The 21746-nt window shown below is 54.6% G+C and carries 19 protein-coding genes; 3 read left to right on the top strand and 16 right to left on the bottom strand.

The window, feature by feature from the left end:
* Positions 1–66 precede the first annotated feature (66 nt).
* Genes coaE through yacG form a run of 3 tightly spaced genes read left to right on the top strand, consistent with a single transcriptional unit; the run spans position 67 to position 1634 of the window.
* On the top strand, positions 67–687 hold the full coding sequence (coaE, locus tag V5P19_RS13330) for a dephospho-CoA kinase (protein WP_334403982.1): 621 nt from the start codon (positions 67–69) through the stop codon (positions 685–687).
* A complete protein-coding gene (zapD, locus tag V5P19_RS13325) occupies positions 687–1430 on the top strand; it encodes a cell division protein ZapD (RefSeq protein WP_334403980.1) in 744 nt (247 codons plus the stop codon). Before coaE ends, zapD begins: the two co-directional genes overlap by 1 nt.
* Before the next feature lie 9 nt (positions 1431–1439).
* Positions 1440–1634, top strand: coding sequence for a DNA gyrase inhibitor YacG (gene yacG / locus V5P19_RS13320; RefSeq protein WP_334403978.1), 195 nt, complete (start codon positions 1440–1442; stop codon positions 1632–1634).
* Positions 1635–1667: 33 nt separating this feature from the next.
* On the opposite strand, the gene mutT is transcribed toward yacG, so the two are convergent.
* The 16 genes from mutT to V5P19_RS13240 form a co-directional block, all read right to left on the bottom strand.
* Complete coding sequence (mutT, locus tag V5P19_RS13315; RefSeq protein WP_334403976.1) at positions 1668–2060, bottom strand: 8-oxo-dGTP diphosphatase MutT; 393 nt, start codon at positions 2058–2060, stop codon at positions 1668–1670.
* A gap of 57 nt (positions 2061–2117) precedes the next feature.
* Complete coding sequence (secA, locus tag V5P19_RS13310; protein WP_334403974.1) at positions 2118–4823, bottom strand: preprotein translocase subunit SecA; 2706 nt, start codon at positions 4821–4823, stop codon at positions 2118–2120.
* Positions 4824–4882: 59 nt separating this feature from the next.
* Positions 4883–5386 carry a secA translation cis-regulator SecM gene (secM, locus tag V5P19_RS13305; RefSeq protein ID WP_334403972.1) on the bottom strand — a complete coding sequence of 168 codons (504 nt, stop codon included), beginning with the start codon at positions 5384–5386 and terminating at the stop codon, positions 4883–4885.
* A gap of 280 nt (positions 5387–5666) precedes the next feature.
* Positions 5667–6584 carry a UDP-3-O-acyl-N-acetylglucosamine deacetylase gene (lpxC, locus tag V5P19_RS13300; RefSeq protein ID WP_334403970.1) on the bottom strand — a complete coding sequence of 306 codons (918 nt, stop codon included), beginning with the start codon at positions 6582–6584 and terminating at the stop codon, positions 5667–5669.
* A gap of 101 nt (positions 6585–6685) precedes the next feature.
* Complete coding sequence (ftsZ, locus tag V5P19_RS13295) at positions 6686–7837, bottom strand: cell division protein FtsZ (RefSeq protein WP_131633946.1); 1152 nt, start codon at positions 7835–7837, stop codon at positions 6686–6688.
* Between the two features lie 63 nt (positions 7838–7900).
* Positions 7901–9157: a cell division protein FtsA gene (ftsA, locus tag V5P19_RS13290; RefSeq protein WP_010426970.1), complete on the bottom strand. Its 1257-nt coding sequence runs from the start codon at positions 9155–9157 to the stop codon at positions 7901–7903.
* Entirely contained in the window at positions 9154–9996 is an 843-nt protein-coding gene (ftsQ, locus tag V5P19_RS13285) for a cell division protein FtsQ (protein WP_334403964.1), read from the bottom strand. The genes ftsA and ftsQ overlap by 4 nt, the downstream gene beginning before the upstream one ends.
* A gap of 1 nt (position 9997) precedes the next feature.
* Entirely contained in the window at positions 9998–10918 is a 921-nt protein-coding gene (locus tag V5P19_RS13280; RefSeq protein WP_334403962.1) for a D-alanine--D-alanine ligase, read from the bottom strand.
* Positions 10911–12386, bottom strand: coding sequence for a UDP-N-acetylmuramate--L-alanine ligase (gene murC / locus V5P19_RS13275; RefSeq protein ID WP_334403960.1), 1476 nt, complete (start codon positions 12384–12386; stop codon positions 10911–10913). Before murC ends, V5P19_RS13280 begins: the two co-directional genes overlap by 8 nt.
* 57 nt (positions 12387–12443) lie before the next feature.
* Entirely contained in the window at positions 12444–13508 is a 1065-nt protein-coding gene (gene murG / locus V5P19_RS13270) for an undecaprenyldiphospho-muramoylpentapeptide beta-N-acetylglucosaminyltransferase (RefSeq protein WP_334403958.1), read from the bottom strand.
* On the bottom strand, positions 13505–14749 hold the full coding sequence (ftsW, locus tag V5P19_RS13265) for a cell division protein FtsW (RefSeq protein WP_334403956.1): 1245 nt from the start codon (positions 14747–14749) through the stop codon (positions 13505–13507). Before ftsW ends, murG begins: the two co-directional genes overlap by 4 nt.
* Positions 14749–16065 (bottom strand): UDP-N-acetylmuramoyl-L-alanine--D-glutamate ligase, encoded by a 1317-nt coding sequence (gene murD, locus V5P19_RS13260; RefSeq protein WP_334403954.1) that lies wholly within the window; start codon positions 16063–16065, stop codon positions 14749–14751. Before murD ends, ftsW begins: the two co-directional genes overlap by 1 nt.
* A gap of 2 nt (positions 16066–16067) precedes the next feature.
* Positions 16068–17150, bottom strand: a complete 1083-nt coding sequence (mraY, locus tag V5P19_RS13255) for a phospho-N-acetylmuramoyl-pentapeptide-transferase (protein WP_003856353.1) — start codon at positions 17148–17150, stop codon at positions 16068–16070.
* Positions 17144–18502: a UDP-N-acetylmuramoyl-tripeptide--D-alanyl-D-alanine ligase gene (murF, locus tag V5P19_RS13250; RefSeq protein ID WP_334403953.1), complete on the bottom strand. Its 1359-nt coding sequence runs from the start codon at positions 18500–18502 to the stop codon at positions 17144–17146. Before murF ends, mraY begins: the two co-directional genes overlap by 7 nt.
* Complete coding sequence (murE, locus tag V5P19_RS13245) at positions 18499–19986, bottom strand: UDP-N-acetylmuramoyl-L-alanyl-D-glutamate--2,6-diaminopimelate ligase (protein ID WP_334403951.1); 1488 nt, start codon at positions 19984–19986, stop codon at positions 18499–18501. The genes murF and murE overlap by 4 nt, the downstream gene beginning before the upstream one ends.
* A complete protein-coding gene (locus V5P19_RS13240; RefSeq protein ID WP_334403949.1) occupies positions 19973–21739 on the bottom strand; it encodes a peptidoglycan glycosyltransferase FtsI in 1767 nt (588 codons plus the stop codon). The genes murE and V5P19_RS13240 overlap by 14 nt, the downstream gene beginning before the upstream one ends.
* Between the last annotated feature and the right edge of the window lie 7 nt (positions 21740–21746).

Below are 21746 nucleotides of genomic sequence, written 5' to 3'. Positions count from 1 at the left end.
TGCGGTAGCATGTTTGAATTTTAAGCAACTGATTTCAATAATGAATAATTCCCAGGATTTAAGTTAATGGGGTATATCGTCGCATTAACCGGCGGCATCGGTAGTGGAAAAAGCACCGTTGCAGAGGCATTTGCTCGTCTGGGCATCACGATTATCGATGCCGATATCATTGCCCGTCAGGTGGTAGAGCCCAATACACCCGCATTAAAGGCCATAAAAGCACATTTTGGCCAGGCCATTATCAATCCGGACGGTAGGCTCGATCGCCGCCAGCTTCGCGAATGCATTTTTTCTGATTCTTCAGAAAAGGTATGGCTTAATGCCCTGCTCCATCCCATTATTCACCAGGAAACTCAGCGCCAGATTAACGCTGCCCGTTCGCCCTATGTTCTGTGGGTCGTTCCGCTGTTGGTAGAAAATCAGCTGCAGAGTAAAGCCGACCGGGTGCTGGTTATTGATGTTTCGCCCGAAACGCAGATCCAGCGAACCGTGGCGCGCGACCATGTCTCACGCGAGCATGCTGAAAAAATTCTTGCCGCACAGGCCACGCGTGCTCAGCGCCTTGCCGTTGCGGATGATGTTATTGATAATAACGGCGCACCAGGTGCCATTGCATCGGATGTTGCCCGTCTGCACGCGCAGTATCTCACGTTTGCCGCGCAGGCCGTTGCACAGGAAAAACCATAATGTCGACTCACATCCTTTTTGAGCATCCACTCAATGAAAAAATGCGTACCTGGCTGCGCATAGAATTTCTCATTCAACAGCTTTCGCACCATCTGCCCGTGAACGATCATGCGGCTGCATTGCACTTCTTCCGCAACGTAGGTGATTTGCTGGATGTGATTGAACGTGGCGATGTTCGCACCGAGCTCCTGAAAGAACTGGAGCGCCAACAGCGTAAATTACAGGCCTGGACCGAGGTGCCTGGCGTCGATCAAAGCCGTATCGACTCCCTGCGCCAGCAATTGAAAAACAGCAGCGGCATTCTGATGGCTGCGCCACGCGTTGGGCAGTTTTTACGTGAAGACCGCTTAATCGCCCTGGTGCGCCAGCGCTTGAGTATTCCCGGTGGCTGCTGCAGCTTTGATCTACCAACGCTCCATATGTGGCTGCATATGCCGCAATCTCAGCGTGATGCTCAGGTGAATAGCTGGCTGGCAAGCCTTGAACCGATGAGTCAGACGTTATCACTGATCCTCGATCTGATCCGTAATTCAGCACCGTTCCGCAAGCAAACCAGCCTGAACGGTTTCTACCAGGACAACGGTGATGATGCCGATCTTCTGCGACTGAACCTGTCCCTTGGCGAGCAGCTTTATCCACAAATTTCAGGGCATAAGAGCCGTTTTGCCATTCGCTTTATGCCGCTGGACAGCGAAAATGGCACCGTGCCGGAACGCCTCGATTTTGAACTGGCCTGTTGTTAAGGAGTGCCAATGTCTGATGTAACCACCGTAAACTGCCCCACCTGTGGCAAAACTGTTGTTTGGGGCGAAATCAGTCCATTCCGCCCGTTCTGCTGCAAGCGTTGTCAGTTAATTGACCTGGGCGAATGGGCGGCGGAAGAGAAACGTATTCCGAGCGAAGGCGATCTCTCGGACAGCGATGACTGGAGCGAAGAGCAGCACTAGCGTTCAATGCCTGCAGGCGCTTCGTTTGCAGGCTTACGCGTTTTCCGCTAGCCGGCGGATCACAGGCTCATTTGCCGGAGGGAATTTTTCGGCATCGCTGACCTGAAGCTCAACCCAGCTACCCGGTTGCCCCTCTTTCCCCCAAGGTTCTCCTTCCCAGCTTTCCACCAGCCAGAACCAGAGCGTGATGTGACGATCCGGGAACTGGTATTCAAGCTTGTCAAACAACGTTGCGCTCAGGGGGATGATCCCCACCTCTTCCTGAAGCTCACGGACCAGCGCCTGTTCAGGTGTTTCACCTGCCTCAATTTTCCCGCCCGGGAATTCCCACTTGTTCGCCATGTGAGCGTCGGCAGCGCGCTGGGTAATAAAGATTTGGTTTTGCGGGTTGCGAATAATCCCGACGGCAATTTGCAGTTTTTTCATCGTGTCACGTCCATAAAAAAGGCGCAGATTTCTGCGCCTTTTCAACTTGTTATATTGTTAGCTCAGGCGACCGTGGCACGCCTTGTACTTTTTACCGGAGCCACATGGGCACGGATCGTTGCGACCGACTTTACGATCACCGGTCTGCGCCGCGATCGCAGCAGCTGCTTCACCCTCGTCAGTCTGGTGACTCAGCTGTTGCATCTGTGCCAGACGCTCTGCTTCTTCACGACGCTGTTGCTCCATCGCTTCCACTTCTTCCGGCATACGCACCTGAACTTTGCTCAGGGTGCTGATCACTTCATACTTCAGTGACTCCAGCATTGAAGCAAACATAGAGAAGGATTCGCGCTTGTACTCCTGCTTTGGATCTTTCTGCGCATAGCCACGCAGGTGGATACCCTGGCGCAGATAGTCCATCGCCGCAAGGTGCTCTTTCCACAAGGAATCCAGCGTCTGCAGCATTACACCTTTTTCGAAATGGCGCATCATCTCTGCACCAACAACCTCTTCCTTACGCTTATAAACTTCAAGAGCGTTTTCAAAGATACGCTCGCGCAGAGTTTCCTCATGCAGCTCTGGCTCTTTATCTAGCCACTCTTTGATTGGCAGCTCAAGGTCGAAGTCATTTTTCAGACGTTCCTGCAGACCTTCAATATCCCACATTTCTTCCAGTGACTGCGGCGGAATGTGGCCATCAATGGTGGCTTTGAATACGTCTTCACGGATGCTGTTGATGGTTTCACTGACGTCAGACACGTCCAGCAGTTCATTACGCTGGGTGTAGATCGCACGACGCTGGTCATTCGCCACGTCATCATATTCCAGCAGTTGCTTACGAATATCGAAGTTGCGGCTTTCCACTTTACGCTGCGCATTAGCAATCGCTTTTGTGACCCACGGGTGCTCAATAGCTTCGCCTGGTTTCATGCCCAGTTTACGCATCATGCCTGAAACGCGGTCGGAGGCGAAAATACGCATCAGCGCATCTTCCATAGACAGGTAGAAGCGGGAAGAACCAGCATCCCCCTGACGACCCGCACGGCCACGCAGCTGGTTATCGATACGACGCGATTCGTGACGCTCGGTACCAATGATATGCAGACCACCGGATGCCAGAACCGCATCATGACGAACCTGCCAGTCAGCTTTAATTTGGGCAATTTGCTCTGACGTTGGGTTTTCCAGCTCAGCCAATTCGGCCTGCCAGCTCCCGCCCAGCATAATATCCGTACCACGCCCCGCCATGTTCGTCGCGATAGTCACGGCTCCCGGATAACCGGCCTGCGCAACAATATCCGCTTCTTTGGCGTGGAATTTAGCATTCAGCACGTTGTGCTTGATGCCCGCTTTGGTCAGCTCATTGGAAACCACTTCGGATTTCTCAATGGAGATGGTACCCACCAGCACAGGCTGGCCAGCGGCAGTACGATCGCGAATATCTTCGATGATGGCCTGAATTTTTTCCGCTTCGGTCATGTACACCAGATCCGGCATATCTTTACGGATCATTGGACGGTTGGTTGGGACGACCACGGTATCCAGCTTGTAGATAGAGCTGAATTCAAACGCTTCGGTATCTGCGGTACCGGTCATCCCCGCCAGTTTCTCGTACAAACGGAAGTAGTTCTGGAAGGTAATGGACGCCAGCGTCTGGTTTTCGTTTTGAATATCAACGCCTTCTTTAGCTTCAACTGCCTGGTGCAAGCCATCGGACCAGCGACGTCCCTGCATAGTACGACCGGTGTGTTCATCAACGATGATCACTTCACCGTCTTTCACGATGTAGTCAACATCACGGGTGAACAGCGCGTGGGCACGCAATGCGGCGGTCACGTGGTGCATCAGCATGATATTTGTTGGGGAGTACAGCGACTCGCCCTCTTCCATGATGCCTTCTGCAACCAGCAGTTCTTCAATTTTCACCAGACCGCGTTCAGTCAGGTTCACCTGACGTGCTTTTTCATCGACAGAGAAGTGGCCTTCACCCTGGAAGGTGTCAGAGTCTTCTTTCTCCTGGCGCAGCAGATGAGGAATGATTTTATCGACTTTGCGATACATCTCGGAGCTGTCTTCAGCCGGGCCGGAGATGATAAGCGGAGTACGCGCTTCATCGATCAGGATGGAGTCCACTTCATCCACCAGCGCATAGTGCAGTTTACGCTGTACGCGCTCGTCTGGGCTGAACGCCATATTGTCGCGCAGGTAGTCGAAGCCGTATTCGTTGTTAGTGCCGTAAGTAATGTCCGCGTTATACGCATCACGTTTAGCCGGAGCAGGTAGACCCGACATGTTGATACCGACGCTCATGCCCAGGAACTCGAACAGTGGGCGGTTGTTTTCGGCATCACGCTGAGCCAGATAGTCGTTGACGGTAACCACGTGAACGCCCTTACCGGTCAGTGCGTTCAGGTACGCCGGCAGCGTTGCGGTCAGCGTTTTACCTTCACCCGTACGCATTTCAGCGATGCAACGCTCGTTAAGCACCATACCGCCCAGCAGCTGCACGTCGAAGTGACGCATACCGAACACGCGCTTACTCGCTTCACGCACCACGGCAAATGCTTCAGGGATCAGGCTTTCTAAGGTTTCACCTTTCTCCAGGCGAGCACGGAATTCGCCCGTCTTGGCCTTCAGCTCGTCATCAGACAGCTTTTCCATCGCCGGTTCCATACCATTGATGACGGTGACGGCTTTACGCATACGGCGCAGGGTACGATCGTTACGACTACCAAAAACTTTGGTTAATAATTTGATTAGCATAATAAATTCTCAAACGCCCCATAATGGGCAGATAAATTAAGGTATTGAAAAAGGTTAATTTAACTGAGGCGCTGAGGCCCGGCGCGGATGCCGTGAACCTGGCTTATCCATGCCGAGACAGAGAAAGTGAGTGGTGCAACGAACGCGAACTGCCCCGTTTGACGGACAATAACGGGCGGTTGGCTGTCCTGAGTGAGCAGCGCATTCAGCGTGTCCAGAAGAGCAAGATGCTGAGCTTTAACCGGCAATATCTCTTCAGCAGCAGGCAGAGCCTGAGGCGTCATCGCAAAAGACAGATGGCGTATAACCGTGCGGATGGCGTGTTGATGCCAGTAATCAACCGAGAAGTTCGGACGGCGATTGGCTTCAAGCAGGGCGAGGTTAGTAAAGTTAACCCGCGTGCTGAGATCGTGTTTGGTTGTGGAGGTTTTCGCGGGCGTCGCCGCTTCAGCGGTGTTGCTGAGTACAGGCAAGCCGAGGCTTGCCGCGACCATCCCTAATAAGAGATGCGGCCAGAAGTAACGTCTGCCAAATTGTCGCCAGCGCGTCAGTATTCCGCTCACCTGCTCCACCACATAAGCCAGCCTTATACAGACTGAGTTCAGATATTGTTTTTAGCGCCCAGATATTACCACTAAAGCTCATGCGCAGCAGCAGGAATGACGTATAGCAGCGGGGAAAAACGGTCAAGAATGCAGCTAACGCACAGATTCTCTCCCCAACAACGAGCAGGAGACGGGACTGGGTAAAAACGAAGAGGGGTAAAAATAAAAACGACTGGTCTCCCTGGCCGGAGAGAGTACCAGGTTAACCAGTCGATTTTTTACGAAACGGTATGAACCGTTACGCCAGAACCATGTTTGGTGCTTTGAAGGCCAGCGGCAGTTCAGCTTCGTCTTCGAAGGTCACATATTCCCAAGCTTCCTGTTTTGCCAGGACAGCCTGCAACAGCTTGTTGTTCAGCGCATGACCGGATTTAAACGCGGTAAATGCACCAATGATATTGTGACCACACATGAAGAGGTCGCCGATCGCATCCAGCATTTTGTGACGAACGAATTCATCTTCAAAACGCAGGCCGTCTTCGTTCAGTACGCGATAATCGTCAACAACGATGGCACAATCGAAGCTGCCGCCCAGGCACAAGCCGCGGGACTGCAGATATTCGATATCACGCATGAAGCCAAACGTACGTGCACGGCTGATCTGGCGCATAAAAGCATCAGCAGAGAAGTTCATCGCATAGCGTTGGGTGCTTGAGTCAATCGCCGGATGGTTAAAGTCGATGGTAAAGTCCAACGAGAAACCATTGTACGGTTTGAATTCAGCCCACTTGTCGCCATCTTCGACACGAACGGTCTCTTTGATGCGAACAAATTTCTTCGCGCAGTTCAGTTCTTCGATGCCAGCATCCAGCAACAGATAAACGAACGGAGCAGCACTACCATCCATAATCGGGATTTCTGGCGCATCGACTTCAACAACGATGTTGTCGATACCCAGCCCCGCCAAGGCGGCGTTCAAGTGCTCTACGGTAGAAATCCGCACGTCATGCTCGTTCACCAGGCAAGTACAGAGCATAGTATCACGCACTGATTTGGCATCGGCCGGAAAATCTACCGGTGGATTCAAGTCGGTGCGACGATAGATGACCCCGGTATTGGCCGGCGCAGGGCGCAGCGTCAGTGTGACTTTCTTGCCGGTATGTAAACCGACACCAGTCGCCTGAACGATACGTTTAAGTGTCCTTTGTTTGATCATCGTATAATCTCGCCAAATTAACTATCCAACCGAGAGTGTATATCACTAACGGTGGGCCAGTTTAGCACAAAGAGCGAAAATCCCCAAATTCCAGCCAATTCTTAGTCAGCTTGCTTACGCAGGAACGCTGGGATATCCAGATAATCTGGTTCTTTCGCCGTTTGTGGCGTTGTGTCGTTAACCACTTTCGCGGCCGGTTTCTGCTCTTGAGTCAGCGGAGCCATACCGTGCTGCTGGTAACGATCCATCACCGGTTGCTGAGTCTGTTTGTTCGTTACCAGAGTGATCTCTGGACGCTTGTCCATACCGATACCTGTCGCAACAACAGTCACGCGCAGCTCGTCGTTCATTTCCGGGTCAAGGGAGGTACCGATTACCACGGTCGCGTTATCAGAAGCGAACGCACGGATGGTATTACCCACGGTTTCGAACTCATCCAGACGCAGGTCAAAGCCAGCGGTAATGTTGACCAGCACGCCGCGCGCGCCAGACAGGTCGATATCTTCCAGCAGAGGAGAAGAGATAGCCATTTCAGCCGCTTCTTCTGCACGGTCTTCACCGCTTGCCACGCCAGAACCCATCATCGCGTAGCCCATTTCGGACATCACGGTGCGAACGTCTGCAAAGTCAACGTTCATCAGGCCAGGACGAGTAATCAGTTCAGCGATACCCTGAACCGCGCCTTTCAGCACGTCGTTTGCTGCGCCAAAGGCATCCAGCAGGGAGATACCGCGACCCAGAACTTTCAACAGCTTGTCGTTCGGGATGGTAATCAGGGAGTCCACATGCTTGGACAGCTCGGTGATACCCTGCTCCGCAAATGCCATACGTTTCTTGCCTTCAAAATTGAAAGGCTTCGTCACGACAGCAACGGTCAGGATACCCAAATCTTTTGCCACTTCAGCAACAACAGGTGCTGCACCGGTACCGGTACCGCCGCCCATGCCTGCAGCAATGAAGACCATGTCCGCACCTTCCAGTGCAGCGCGCAGTGCTTCACGATCTTCTTCAGCCGCGTTGCGGCCAACTTCCGGGTTAGCCCCAGCCCCCAGACCTTTGGTGATACCACCGCCGATCTGAATCGTCTGGCCAACCGCCGTCTTACGCAGCGCCTGTGCATCGGTGTTGACCGCAAAGAATTCAACACCTTCAATGCGCTCGCGCACCATATGCTCTACGGCGTTACCGCCGCCGCCACCGACGCCGATGACTTTAATCACCGCGTCGTTGGTCAGTTCCATAGGTTCAAACATAATTTCTCTCTCCGTTGTGCCTGTCGCCCGAGACCGCTAATTCTCTCCGGTCTCTTAAAAAAATTAAAACTCTTTTCGCAACCAGGTGTTGAGTCGTTTGACCCACGACCCCACCGAGACGCGTTTTTCCACTTCTGCTTCACCACTCAGATGGGATTCTTTCCCGTAGTGGAGCAGGCCCACGGCCGTTGAATAGTACGGCTCCTGAGCATAATCCGTTAAACCGGTAATATTCAGCGGCGCACCGATACGCACTTGCGTATGGAACACGCGCTGAGCGCAGGCCGCAAGACCTTCAATTTGCGCTGCCCCGCCGGTTAATACAATCCCCGCCGCAAGATGATGTTTAACCCCCTGCTGACGAAGCTGTTCCTGTAACTGCAAAATCTCTTCGTTGACCAGATTGAGCAGCTCGGTGTAGCGCGGCTCAATGACCTCTGCCAACGTCTGGCGCTGCAGGCTACGCGGTGGACGACCACCTACGCTCGGCACTTCAACGCTCTCATCTTTGCCAACGATAGAACCCAGTGCACAGCCGTGACGCACTTTAATCGCCTCTGCATCGCTCGGTGGCGTACCAAAGGCGTAAGCAATATCGCTGGTCACAACGTTCCCAGCATAAGGGATCACTTTTGTGTGGCGCAGCGCACCGCCGGTATATACGGCCATGTCCATTGTACCACCACCAATATCCACCACACAGACGCCCAGTTCACGTTCGTCTTCGGTCAGCACGGAATAGCTTGCGGCCAGTCCTGCAAAAATAAGTTGGTCAACTTTCAGGCCACAACGTTCAACAGCTTTGACGATGTTCTTCGCCATATCGTTGTGACATGTGATCAGGTGCACTTTTGCCTGCATACGCACGCCGGACAAACCAACCGGGTTCTTAATCCCTTCCTGGTAATCAATCGCATATTCCTGCGGAATCACGTGCAGCACACGATGCTCATCGCGCACGCGCACCGATTTTGCCGTATGCACGACGTTCTCAACGTCCTCCTGCGTCACTTCTTCTTCTGAAATCGGTACCATACCGATTTCGTTCTGGCAGCTAATGTGCTTACCAGAGAGGGCCAGATAGACAGAGGAAATCTGGCAATCTGCCATCAATTCAGCCTGATCGATAGCGCGCTGTACGCATTTCACTACCGACTCAAGGTCGTTTACCCCACCTTTATCCATACCACGGGAAGGGCAACTGCCCACGCCAATGATATTGACCATACCGTCGGGCAGAACTTCCCCTACTAAAGCGGCAACCTTCGCGGTGCCAATCTCCAGTCCAACTACCAGTTTTCTGTCCGTCGCCTTGATCATTGTTGTTCTGCCTGTACCTGTGCCTGATTCTGTTGCTGATTAGGTTCCTCGACCGGAGCCGGCTCCCAACCGACTGCTGCGCCTGAGTCATAGCGCAAATCAACGTAGCTTATCCGTTTGCCGTCCGTCTGCGCCTGCTGCTGTAAAACCGGGTAAAGTTCTACAAAACGCGCCAGACGCTTCATTGTGTCGCCGCGACCCAGGTTAAGCTTAATGCCGTTTGTTAACGTCAGCTGCCATGAACGGCGCGCCGTCATCGCTGCGTCTTTTAACGTAAACCTGTCCTTCGCCAGCACCTGACCCATTTCGCGAAAACCTTGTAATACTTCATTCTCGCTGCCTTCCGGGCCATACAACATCGGTAAATTTTGCTTGTTGACACGATCGCTTGGGACGCTGAAGGAATTTCCGTCTACGTCAACCATGTGCTGATCATTCCAACGCGCAATGGGCACATATTCAACCAGATGAATCTTCAATTCATCAGGCCATTGCTTTCTTACGCTTGCCTGTTTTATCCAGGGCAGTCGTTCAATCTGACTCTGGATAATATTGACATCCTGGGTCATAAAGGTGCCAGGCGAACCCAGTGCCAGAATTGACTGGCGAATATCATCGTTACGCGTGTAGTGACGTTCACCGGTTACCACCAGCTTCGAAAGCGGCAACCGTTGTGCGTCTTCCATCCACCCCAGTACCATCCAGCCGCTGATAAACACGGTGCACAGCACCCCCAGCAGGAAAATAATCCCTGCAAGACGCGTTCCATTACTCCGGCGTGAAGACGAATATTCTTCCTCTTCATCGCGGTTGCGCGTGTTCAATGCAGCCTGAGACATATCAGCCCGCCTGGTCCAGAATACGTACGATTAACTGTGAGAAGCTCATTCCCGCCTGACGAGCGGCCATTGGCACCAGGCTGTGGCTGGTCATGCCAGGGGAGGTGTTTGCTTCCAGCAGATAAAATTGCCCGTCACCGTCGAGCATCACGTCAATGCGACCCCAACCCTGACAGCCCAGAACATGCCAGGCTTTAAGCACCAGGGACTGTAAATCTGCTTCACGTTCTTCTTCAAGACCACTTGGACAGAAATATTGCGTCTCATCAGAGAGATACTTCGCCTCATAATCATAGAAGACTCCAGCGGGTTGGATGCGAATCGACGGTAAAATTTCTTCGCCAAGCATCGCGACGGTAAATTCCGGCCCGCTAAGCCATTTTTCAATCAGAACTTCTTCATCATGTTGAAATGCCAGAGACAAAGCAGCGGCTAAATCATCAGCTTTATCCACTTTCGACATGCCCACGCTCGACCCTTCGCGGCTCGGCTTTACAATAACCGGTAAGCCCAAAGCGGCAATGCGTGTATTAACGCTGTCCAACAGGCCCAATTCAAACTCGCGACGCGTTAATGCGACCCATGGCGCAACGGGTAAACCCGCGCCCTGCCACAGCAGTTTGCTGCGTAGCTTGTCCATAGAAATAGCCGATGCCATTACGCCGCTGCCGGTATAGGGCATACCGATGACATCCAGCAGTCCTTGCAGGGTCCCGTCTTCGCCACCGCGGCCATGCAGCGCAATGAAGACTTTATCAAAGCCCATCGCTTTCAGTTGCGTAACGTCGACCTCTTTTGGATCGACCGGATGTGCATCCACGCCACCTTCACGCAGACCCGCCAGTACGGCTGTGCCGGAATTCAGGGAAACCTCGCGCTCGGCGGAGGTGCCGCCAAACAGGACCGCAATCTTATCAGCCATGACGTTCGACCTCCTGAGTTTGCGGCTTCAGTTTGATTTCGGCTAAGGTACGGGCGATTTTGCCGATATTTCCCGCACCCTGAATCAAAATCAAGTCGTTACCCGTCAGAACCGGCGCCAGTATCTCTGCCACCTGGGCCGGATCAGAAACCAAAATAGGGTCCACTTTACCGCGTCCGCGAATAGTTCGACATAAAGAACGGCTATCAGCGCCCGGAATCGGCGCTTCGCCCGCAGAATAGACATCCAGCATCAGCAGCGTATCCACCTGGGACAGCACGTTGGCGAAATCGTCATACAGGTCTCGAGTACGCGTGAAGCGGTGCGGCTGGAAGATCATGACCAGATTTTTATCTGGCCAGCCCGCGCGCGCGGCCTTGATGGTCGCGTCCACTTCGGTCGGGTGGTGACCGTAGTCGTCCACCAGCATGGCGGTACCCGGTTTACCGTTCACAGCCTCCAGCGGGAATTCGCCGAGGAAGTCGAAACGACGCCCGGTGCCCTGGAAGCTTTCGAGTGCGCGCAGGATAGCGTCGTCGTCAATGCCTTCTTCGGTTGCCACGGCAACCGCCGCGGCGGCGTTCAGTGCGTTGTGACGTCCAGGTGCGTTCAGCGTCACGTGCAGCAATTCTTTGTCCTGACGCGCCAGGGTGAAATGCCCCTGCGCCCCGCTCTGTTTGTAATCTTCCACGCGTACGTCAGCGTCTTCGCTGAAACCGTAGGTGGTAATTTGACGGCCAACGCGCGGCAGCAGCTCGCGGATCACCGGATCGTCAACACACATCACCGCACGACCATAAAACGGCAAGTTGTGCAGGAAGTTGATAAAGGTCTGCTTCAAATTCTCGAAGTCGCCCTGATAGGTATCCATGTGATCGGCTTCGATATTGGTGACAATCGCCACCATCGGCTGCAGGTGCAGGAACGACGCATCGCTCTCGTCCGCTTCCGCAATCAGGTAACGGCTGTGCCCCAGGCGCGCGTGCACGCCTGCTGCTTTCACCAGACCACCGTTCACAAACGTAGGATCCAGGCCCGCTTCAGCGTAAATGCTGGACACCATCGCCGTCGTCGTGGTTTTACCGTGCGTGCCAGCAACCGCAATGCCGTGACGGAACCGCATCAGTTCTGCCAGCATTTCAGCACGGCGGATAACCGGGATGCGCGCTTCGTGCGCGGCTACGATCTCTGGGTTTTCAGAAGAGATGGCGCTGGATACTACAACCACGCTCGCATCGCGCACGTTTTCCGGACGATGGTTGAAATAGATAGTCGCCCCAAGCGACGCCAGCTGCTGCGTAACAGGGTTTGGCGCCAGATCGGAACCACTGATCTGGTAACCTTCGTTAGCTAACACTTCGGCAATACCGCCCATGCCAGCACCACCGATGCCGACAAAGTGAATGTGCCGGACGCGACGCATCTCGGGCACGATTGAACGCAGTTTTGCCAGTTGTTGTGTATTCATTCTCTAAACGCCATCGACTACTTAAAAATTCGTGCAACGCAATACGCGCTGCGAGGGTTAAACCTGGGCTGCCAGGCTCACTTCTTTTGCCACCCGTTCCGTCGCATCCGGGATGGCGGTCGCGCGAGCGCGTTGTGCCATCTCCAGCAATGCGTCTCTGTTCCAGCCCGCCAGGGTGGTGGCGACCGCATCAACGGTAAATTGTGGCTGCTCAAAAATCTTCGCGGCGCCGGCTTTCTCAAGCGGCAGCGCATTCCAGTACTGCTGTCGGTCTTTGTGCTGGAACGGCACAAACAGGGCGGGTAAACCTGCGGCGGCGATTTCACTCACCGTCAACGCACCCGAACGGCACACCACGACATCGGCCCAGGCATAAGCTGCCGCCATGTCGTCGATAAATTCCGTCACTTTATGCTGAGGCTGACCTTCTGCTGCGTAAGCCTGCTCAACGGTCTGCTGCGCGCCTTTACCGCTTTGATGCCAGATCGTGACTGCGCTACCCAGCTTTGCGGCAACCTGCGGCATCGTCTGGTTTAAAATGCGTGCACCCTGAGAGCCGCCGACGACCAGTACGCGTACCGGTCCTTCACGACCATTCAGTCGGACGTCGGGGAGCGGCAATGCCAGCACGTCCACACGCACCGGGTTCCCAACGACGTCCGCTTTCGGGAACGCGCCAGGGAAGGCCTGCATCACTTTGGTGGCAATTTTCGCCAGCCACTTGTTGGTCAACCCAGCAATGCCGTTCTGCTCATGCAACACAACAGGAATACCCAGCGACCATGCGGCCAACCCACCGGGGCCAGAAACATAGCCGCCCATCCCTAACACCACATCCGGCTTAAAGCGCTTCATGATGTTACGCGCCTGGCGCCAGGCATTAAAAATGCGCACGGGTGCCAGAAGCTGAGCTTTAATGCCTTTGCCACGGAGGCCTGAAATACGAATAAAGTCGATCTCAATACCGTGTTTCGGTACCAGATCGGCTTCCATGCGGTCTGCGGTTCCCAGCCAGCGTACCTGCCAGCCCTGATCCATTAAATGGTGCGCAACCGCCAGGCCCGGGAACACATGCCCACCGGTACCGCCTGCCATCACCATTAACCGCTTCGGTTGATTCATCGTGAACCTCGAGTAAACGCCTGAGCTTTCTGCAAACGCGTTTCATAATCTATGCGTAACAAGAACATGATGGCCGTCGACATAATCAACAGACTGGACCCACCATAACTGATCAACGGCAACGTCAGACCTTTGGTCGGCAGCATACCCGCTGCGGCCCCGACGTTGACCAATGCCTGGAAGCTAAACCAGATACCTATTGAACAGGCCAAGAAACCTGAGAAGCGGTGATCGATCTCCAGCGCTTTCCGGCCAATCGACATGGCGCGGAAAGCGACGAAGAATACCATTAATAGTGCCAATACCACACCGATATAACCCAGTTCTTCCCCAATAATGGAGAAGATGAAGTCCGTATGTGCTTCGGGTAAATACTCCAGTTTCTGCACTGAGTTACCCAGACCTTGACCCCAGACTTCACCGCGGCCAAACGCCATCAGCGACTGCGTCAACTGATAACCGCTGCCAAACGGATCTTCCCACGGGTTCCAGAACGAGGTTACGCGGCGGATACGGTAAGGTTCAGCAAGAATCAGCAGCACGACGGCCGAAATCCCCATGCCGATAATGGCGATGAACTGCCAGAGCTTCGCGCCGGCCAGGAACAGCATAGCCAGCGTGGTTACAAACAGCACCACCACCGTACCGAGGTCAGGCTGCGCAAGCAGTAACACCGCCAGCACCAGGATAACCCCCATCGGTTTTAAGAAGCCGCGCAGGTTATTACGCACTTCATCAACTTTACGCACCAGGTAGTTAGCCAGATAGCAGAACAGGGACAGCTTGGTAAATTCCGCAGGCTGAATACGCAGTGGGCCGAAAGCAATCCAGCGCGATGCACCGTTTACGGAGCTCCCCACCACCAGTACGATCAGCAGCATAATGATTGAGGCGATCAGCATGGCCGTACTGTGCCGCTGCCAGAATTCCATGGGCAAACGTAAGGTCACCATCGCCAAACAGAATGCGAGAATGATGTACAAACCGTCACGCTTGGCAAACAGGAAAGGATCGTTAGCCAGTCGCTGACCAACGGGCATCGATGCCGACGTCACCATGATAAAGCCGATCGCCGCCAGCCCTAGCGTAAGCCAGAATAGCGTGCGGTCGTACATGATAAGGCTGTCGGAATCTTTATCCCGCGAAGCCATCACCCAGCCTTTAAGCGCTGCAAACACCCACGCCAGGATGCCAAATCCTGGCAGGCGCGGTATTTTCAGGCGAGGGAGAGATAAACGCATTAGCCTAACTCCTTCGCCAGGCGGGCAAAGACATCACCGCGCTGTTCGAAATTCTTGAACTGATCCAGACTGGCACAGGCCGGGGAAAGCAGCACCATATCGCCCGGCTTCACGCGCGGAGCAATCAGACGCATCGCCTGTTCCATCGTCTCGGTTTGCTCGGCAACCTCAGGGCGTAGTGCCGCCAGCTCGCCACCGTCTCGGCCAAAACAGTACAGACGGACATTGTCTCCGGCGAGATAGGGCTTCAGCGAGGAGAAATCGGCTGATTTACCGTCGCCGCCAAGCAGCAGATGCAGCGTGCCTTCAACGTCCAGACCGTTCAGTGCAGCTTCGGTGCTTCCCACGTTGGTCGCTTTTGAATCATTGATCCAACGCACGCCGTTGTGTTCGAGTACCCGCTGGAAGCGGTGAGCCAGACCGGTAAAGGTGGTCAGCGCTTTCAGGCTGGACGAGCGCGGCAGGCCAACAGCATCCGCCAGCGCCAGTGCAGCCAGAGCATTGGTGTAGTTATGCAGGCCAGAAAGTGGCATCTCTTTCACGTTCAGTACCTTCTCACCCTTCACGCGCAGCCAGGTTTCACCCAACTGACGGTTCAAGTGATAATCACCCATCGTGATACCAAAGCTAATGCAGCGCTCATCTGCACCACGCACCGGCATAGTCAGCGCATCATCGGCGTTGACCACACACACTTTGGCATTTTCATAGACGCGCAGCTTGGCCGCACGATACTGCTGCAGGCCAAATGGATACCTGTCCATATGATCTTCAGTCACGTTCAGGATCGTCGCTGCGGCTGCGTGAAGGCTTGAGGTCGTTTCCAGCTGAAAGCTTGAAAGTTCCAGTACGTACAGCTCGCAGCCCTTATCTAACAGCATCAGCGCAGGCAGACCGATGTTACCGCCCACGCCAACATTCTTACCCGCAGCCTTAGCCATCTCTCCGACCAGCGTGGTAACCGTGCTTTTGCCGTTAGAACCGGTAATGGCAATAACAGGAGCCTGTGCTTCGCGACAGAACAGTTCGATGTCACCGACAATCTCAACGCCTGCATCGGAAGCTGCGCTAAGTGAAGGATGCGCCAGCGCCATGCCCGGGCTCGCCACAATCAGATCGGCAGCCAGCAGCCAGTCATCATTAAGACCACCAAGGTGGCGTTCAACCTGTTCCGGCAGTTTATCCAGACCCGGCGGAGAAACACGCGTATCCATCACGCGCGGCGTCACACCGCGCGCGAGGAAAAAGTCCACGCAGGAGAGCCCGGTCAGGCCCAACCCGATGATAACGACTTTTTTGCCCTGGTAATCTGCCATGATTAACGTACCTTCAGCGTTGCCAGGCCAATCAGCACCAGCATCAGCGAAATAATCCAGAAGCGCACAATTACGCGCGGCTCCGGCCAGCCTTTCAGTTCATAGTGGTGGTGAATCGGTGCCATGCGGAAGATGCGCTGACCGCGCAGCTTGAAGGAACCGACCTGCAAAATGACCGACAGGGTTTCAACCACAAACACGCCGCCCATGATCACCAGCAGGAACTCCTGGCGCAGCAGCACGGCGATAATACCCAGCGCACCGCCCAGTGCCAGCGAACCGACGTCGCCCATAAAGACCTGAGCCGGATAGGTGTTGAACCACAGGAAGCCCAGCCCCGCACCGACAATTGCCGTACAGACGATCACCAGTTCACCAGCGTGACGCAGGTACGGAATGTGCAGATAGTTCGCAAAATTCATGTTACCGGTCGCCCACGCCACCAGCGCGAACCCACCGGCGACAAAAACGGTCGGCATAATCGCCAGGCCATCCAGACCATCGGTGAGGTTCACGGCGTTACCGGTACCTACAATCACGAAGTACGCCAGTAAGATGTAGAACAGACCCAGCTGCGGCATAACATCTTTAAAGAACGGCACCACCAGCTCGGTGGCTGGCGTGTCTTTCCCTGCAAGATACAGCGCAAAGGCCACGCCCAGCGCAATGACCGACATCCAGAAATACTTCCAGCGGGCAATCAGACCTTTGGTGTCTTTGCGTACCACTTTGCGATAGTCATCGACGAAGCCAATAATGCCGTAACCCACCAACACGGTCAGCACACACCAGACGTACGGGTTAGACGGATAGGCCCACAGCAGCACGGAAACGACGATGGCGGTCAGGATCATGATCCCGCCCATGGTCGGGGTACCGCGCTTGCTGAAGTGCGATTCCGGGCCGTCGTTACGGACAACCTGGCCGAAAGAGAGTTTTTGCAGACGGGCAATCATGCGCGGGCCCATCCACAAAGAGATGAACAGCGCAGTCAGCAGGCTGACAATGGCGCGAAACGTCAGATAGGAAAAGACGTTAAAGCCTGAATAATATTTGACCAAATGTTCGGCCAGCCAAACTAACATGTCCCGTTCTCCTGTAATGCGTGCACAACCTCTTCCATGGCGGCACTACGTGAACCTTTAACTAGCACAGTCACAATTTGTTTTTCGTTAATCAATGAGTTAAGACGTTCAATCAATGCTGCTTTATCGGCAAAATGCTCGCCCACGCCGCTAGCATCGCTAATGGCCTGGCTCAATTTTCCTACACTCAGCACGCAATCCAGCCCTGCAGCTTTCGCCGCCTCGCCCACCTGGGTATGACAGGCTTCGCTTTCGTCGCCCAGCTCGGCCATATCGCCAACGACCATCACGCGATAGCCTGGCATTTCTGACAACACCTGAACCGCCGCCGTCATGGAACCAACGTTAGCGTTGTAGGAGTCATCCAGAAGCAGTTTGTTTTCCGCCAGCGGGATCGGAAACAGACGCCCCGGCACGGCTTTTAAATTTGCGAGACCGGCTTTAATCGCGTCATGCGGTACACCTACCGCCATCGACAATGCTGCTGCCGCGAGCGCATTAGCGATGTTATGGCGCCCCGGGAGCGGTAACAGCACGTCAATGCCCCCCGTAGGGGTATTAAGCGTGAATTCCGTACCATGCGAGGTCACATGGATATTGGTTGCGGTAAAATCACTGTTGGCCGCATTCGGCGAGAAGCGCCAGGTCTTACGCCCACCAATGATGCTTTGCCAGTTCAGCCAGTCGTTATTATCGGCATTCATAATGGCAATACCGTCAACCGGCAGTCCGGTGTAAATCTCACCTTTAGCTTTCGCCACCCCTTCCAGCGACCCGAAACCCTCCAGGTGCGCGGCAGCCAGATTGTTCACCAGCGCCGCTTCCGGGCGAGTCAGGCTCACGGTCCAGGCGATTTCGCCCTGGTGGTTTGCACCTAATTCGATCACCGCAAATTCATGTTCTTTAGTCAGGCGGAGTAATGTCATCGGCACGCCGATGTCATTATTTAGATTGCCCGCGGTATAAAGTGTGTTTCCGCACTGGCTGAGGATCGCCGCCGTCATCTCTTTTACCGACGTTTTACCCGATGAGCCCGTCAGCGCCACAACGCGGGTAGGAACCTGCTGACGAACCCATGCCGCCAGCTGACCGAACGCCAGACGCGTATCTTTTACGACAATCTGCGGTAAATCGATATCGAGCCTGCGGCTGACCAACAGCGCGCCCGCCCCCTTCTCTTTGGCCTGTTCCACAAAATCGTGCGCGTCAAAACGCTCGCCTTTTAGCGCCACAAACAGGCAGCCCGCGGTCACTTTACGGGTGTCCGTGGTCACTGCGTCGATAACTTTATCCTGGCCCAGCAGCTCGCCCTGCAATACCGCAGCGGCCTGGCTCAGCGTAATGCTAATCATGCCACTACCCCCAGCAAACGTGCTGCCGTTACGCGGTCGGAGTAGTCCAGACGACGATTCCCGACAATCTGATAATCTTCGTGGCCTTTACCGGCCAGCAGAACAACATCGTTCTCACGCGCCTGCATAATGGCATTGGTTACCGCTTCCGCACGGCCTTCCACCACGCGGGCGCGCCCTGCGTCCAGCATACCCGCAAGAATATCGTTAATAATGGCGCGCGGCTCTTCGGTGCGCGGGTTGTCATCGGTGACAACCGGAATATCCGCAAACTGTTCAGCAATCGCTCCCATTAACGGACGTTTGCCTTTATCGCGGTCACCGCCACAGCCAAAGACACACCAGAGTTTACCCGCGCAGTGCAGACGAGCCGCTTCCAGCGCTTTTTCAAGCGCATCCGGCGTGTGGGCATAATCCACCACCACGGTAGGTTTACCCGGCGCGCTGAATACTTCCATACGGCCACAAACGGGCTGAAGGCGCTCAGCGGTGTTCACCAGTTCTGCCATCGGATAACCCAGCGCCAGCAGCGTCGCCAGCGCCAGAAGAAGATTGCTGACGTTAAACGCCCCCATAAGACGGCTTTCAAGCTCGCCATCACCCCATGAGGAGGCGAAACGGATAGTCGCGCCGCTGTCGTGATAGTTAACCTCAACGGCCTTCAGCCAGCGGCCTCGGCAATTCGGGTTGATATGGTCTTCCATCGACACCGCCACGGCATCCGGCAGTTTTGCCAGCCAGCGGCGACCCACTTCGTCATCAGCGTTGATGATCGCCTGACCACAGTGATGCGTGGAGTAAAGCAGCCATTTTGCGGCTTCGTAATGTTCCATATCACCATGATAATCAAGATGATCGCGACTCAGGTTCGTGAATACAGAAGCAGCAAATTTCAGCGCGGCCACGCGATGCTGTACCAGACCATGAGAGGAGACTTCCATGGCAGCAAAAGTTGCCCCCTGCCCAGCCAGCCCCGCAAGCACATGCTGTACGTCGACCGCTGAACCGGTGGTATTTTCAGTCGGGCTGACTTTACCCAGCAGGCCGTTACCCACCGTGCCCATTACTGCGCCGGTTTCACCCAGTAGCTGAGCCCATTGCGCCATCAGCTGCGTGGTAGTGGTTTTTCCGTTCGTGCCCGTTACGCCAACCAGACGTAACTGGTCGGAAGGTTCATGATAGAAACGCCCTGCCAGCGCGGAAAGACGCTCATTTAACTGGCTAAGATAGATAACCGGCACACCGTGCATTTCACGGATTTCACCATCTGTTGCCTCATCTTTGGCCTCAGCAATAATGGCAGCAACACCTTGCGCAATCGCCTGCGGGATATAACGACGCCCGTCCGCCTGATGACCCACCACCGCCACAAAAAGATCGCCAGAAGCAGCCACCCGGCTGTCCAGTGTCATCTCTCGCAGTGCTCGCTCCGGTGCATGTGGCACCCACGGAGCAAGAAGGTCGCGCAAATTACGATCTGCCACCTGTACCCTCGCCTTGATTAGTTACAAATTCACTTTTTTCGCCCGTCGCCAGCGCATCCGGTTCAATGTTCATGGTGCGCAGTACGCCACCCATGATTGCCCCGAAAACAGGCGCGGAGACGGCGCCGCCGTAGTATTTACCCGCCTGTGGATCGTTAATGACGACCACCAGCGCAAAACGCGGATTGCTTGCAGGCGCAACGCCTGCGGTATAGGCAATGTATTTGTTGATGTAACGGCCGTCTGGCCCCACTTTTTTCGCCGTACCGGTTTTAATGGCGATGCGATAGCCTTTGATCGCCGCCTTCACGCCGCCGCCGCCGGGCAGCGCGACGCTTTCCATCATATGCACAACGGTACGAACGATAGATTCCGGGAAGATACGCTCGCCCGGAACCGGTGGATCAACTTTGGTAATCGACAGCGGGCGATAAACGCCATAGCTGCCAATCGTTGCGTAGACTCGCGCTAACTGTAACGGGGTTACCATTAGCCCGTAGCCGAAAGAGAAGGTGGCCCTCTCTATGTCAGACCACCGTTGTTTTTGAGGATATAAGCCACTGCGTTCTCCGACCAACCCCAAATTGGTCGCTTTTCCCAGCCCAAAACGTGAGTAAGTGTCTACTAACGCTGAGGACGGCATCGCTAACGCCAGCTTTGAAACACCGACGTTACTCGACTTCTGTAAGACCCCGGTCAGGGTCAGTTCGCTGTAACGCGCCACGTCTTTGATTTCGTGCCCGTTAATGCGGTAAGGAATTGTATTTAGAACGGTACTTTCATTCACAATGCCGCGCTGAAGCGCAGTCATTACAACCATAGGTTTTACGGTGGAGCCCGGCTCGAACACGTCAGTGATTGACCGGTTACGCATCGCATCTTTAGCAGTGCCAGCGAAGTTATTTGGGTTGTAAGACGGGCTACTGGCCATCGCCAGCACTTCGCCCGTAGAAACGTCGACCAGCACAGCGCTGCCGGATTCAGCTTTGTTAAAGGCAACGGCGTTATTCAACTCGCGATAAACCAGCGCCTGTAAGCGTTCATCAATGCTCAACGCCAGGTTGTGCGCCGCCTGACTGTCGGTTGAAGAGATATCTTCAATGACGCGGCCGTAACGGTCCTTACGCACAATACGCTCGCCCGGTTGGCCGGTGAGCCACTTATCAAAGCTCTTTTCGACCCCCTCGATCCCCTGGCTATCGACGTTCGTAAAACCAATGAGGTGCGCAGTTACTTCGCCAGAAGGATAGTAACGACGTGATTCTTCACGCAGATGGATCCCCGGAAGCTTCAGTTTTCTAATGTAGTCCGCCATATCAGGGTTCACCTGACGTGCCAGATAGATAAAACGCCCTTTCGGGTTGGCGTTAACGCGTGATGCAAGCTGATCGAGCGGCATCTTCAGGGCATCCGACAGGGCTTTCCAGCGATTATCGAGGGTGATCCCACCAGCATCATGCAGCTCTTTTGGATCGGCCCAAATCGCCTTTACCGGCACACTCACGGCCAGCGGACGGCCAGAACGGTCGGTGATCATTCCACGGGATGTTGCGACTTCCTGTACGCGCAGAGAGCGCATGTCTCCCTGGCGGACCAGCATGTCAGGCGCGATAATCTGCAACCACGCCACGCGTCCCAGCAGGAAACCCAGCGCCAGTAAAATGCAGCCGCATAGCAACGCAAAACGCCAACTGACAAAGTTGGCCTGTTCTTCCTGACGTTTTGGTTTTAGCGTTTTTGCCGCTGCTTTCATGCGTCGC

Origin of the sequence: Enterobacter sp. UNJFSC 003 (genome assembly GCF_036903355.1) — a bacterium.
Taxonomy (GTDB): domain Bacteria; phylum Pseudomonadota; class Gammaproteobacteria; order Enterobacterales; family Enterobacteriaceae; genus Enterobacter.
Note: the sequence above shows the minus strand (reverse complement) of the source record. Positions and strands in the feature narration are given on the sequence as shown.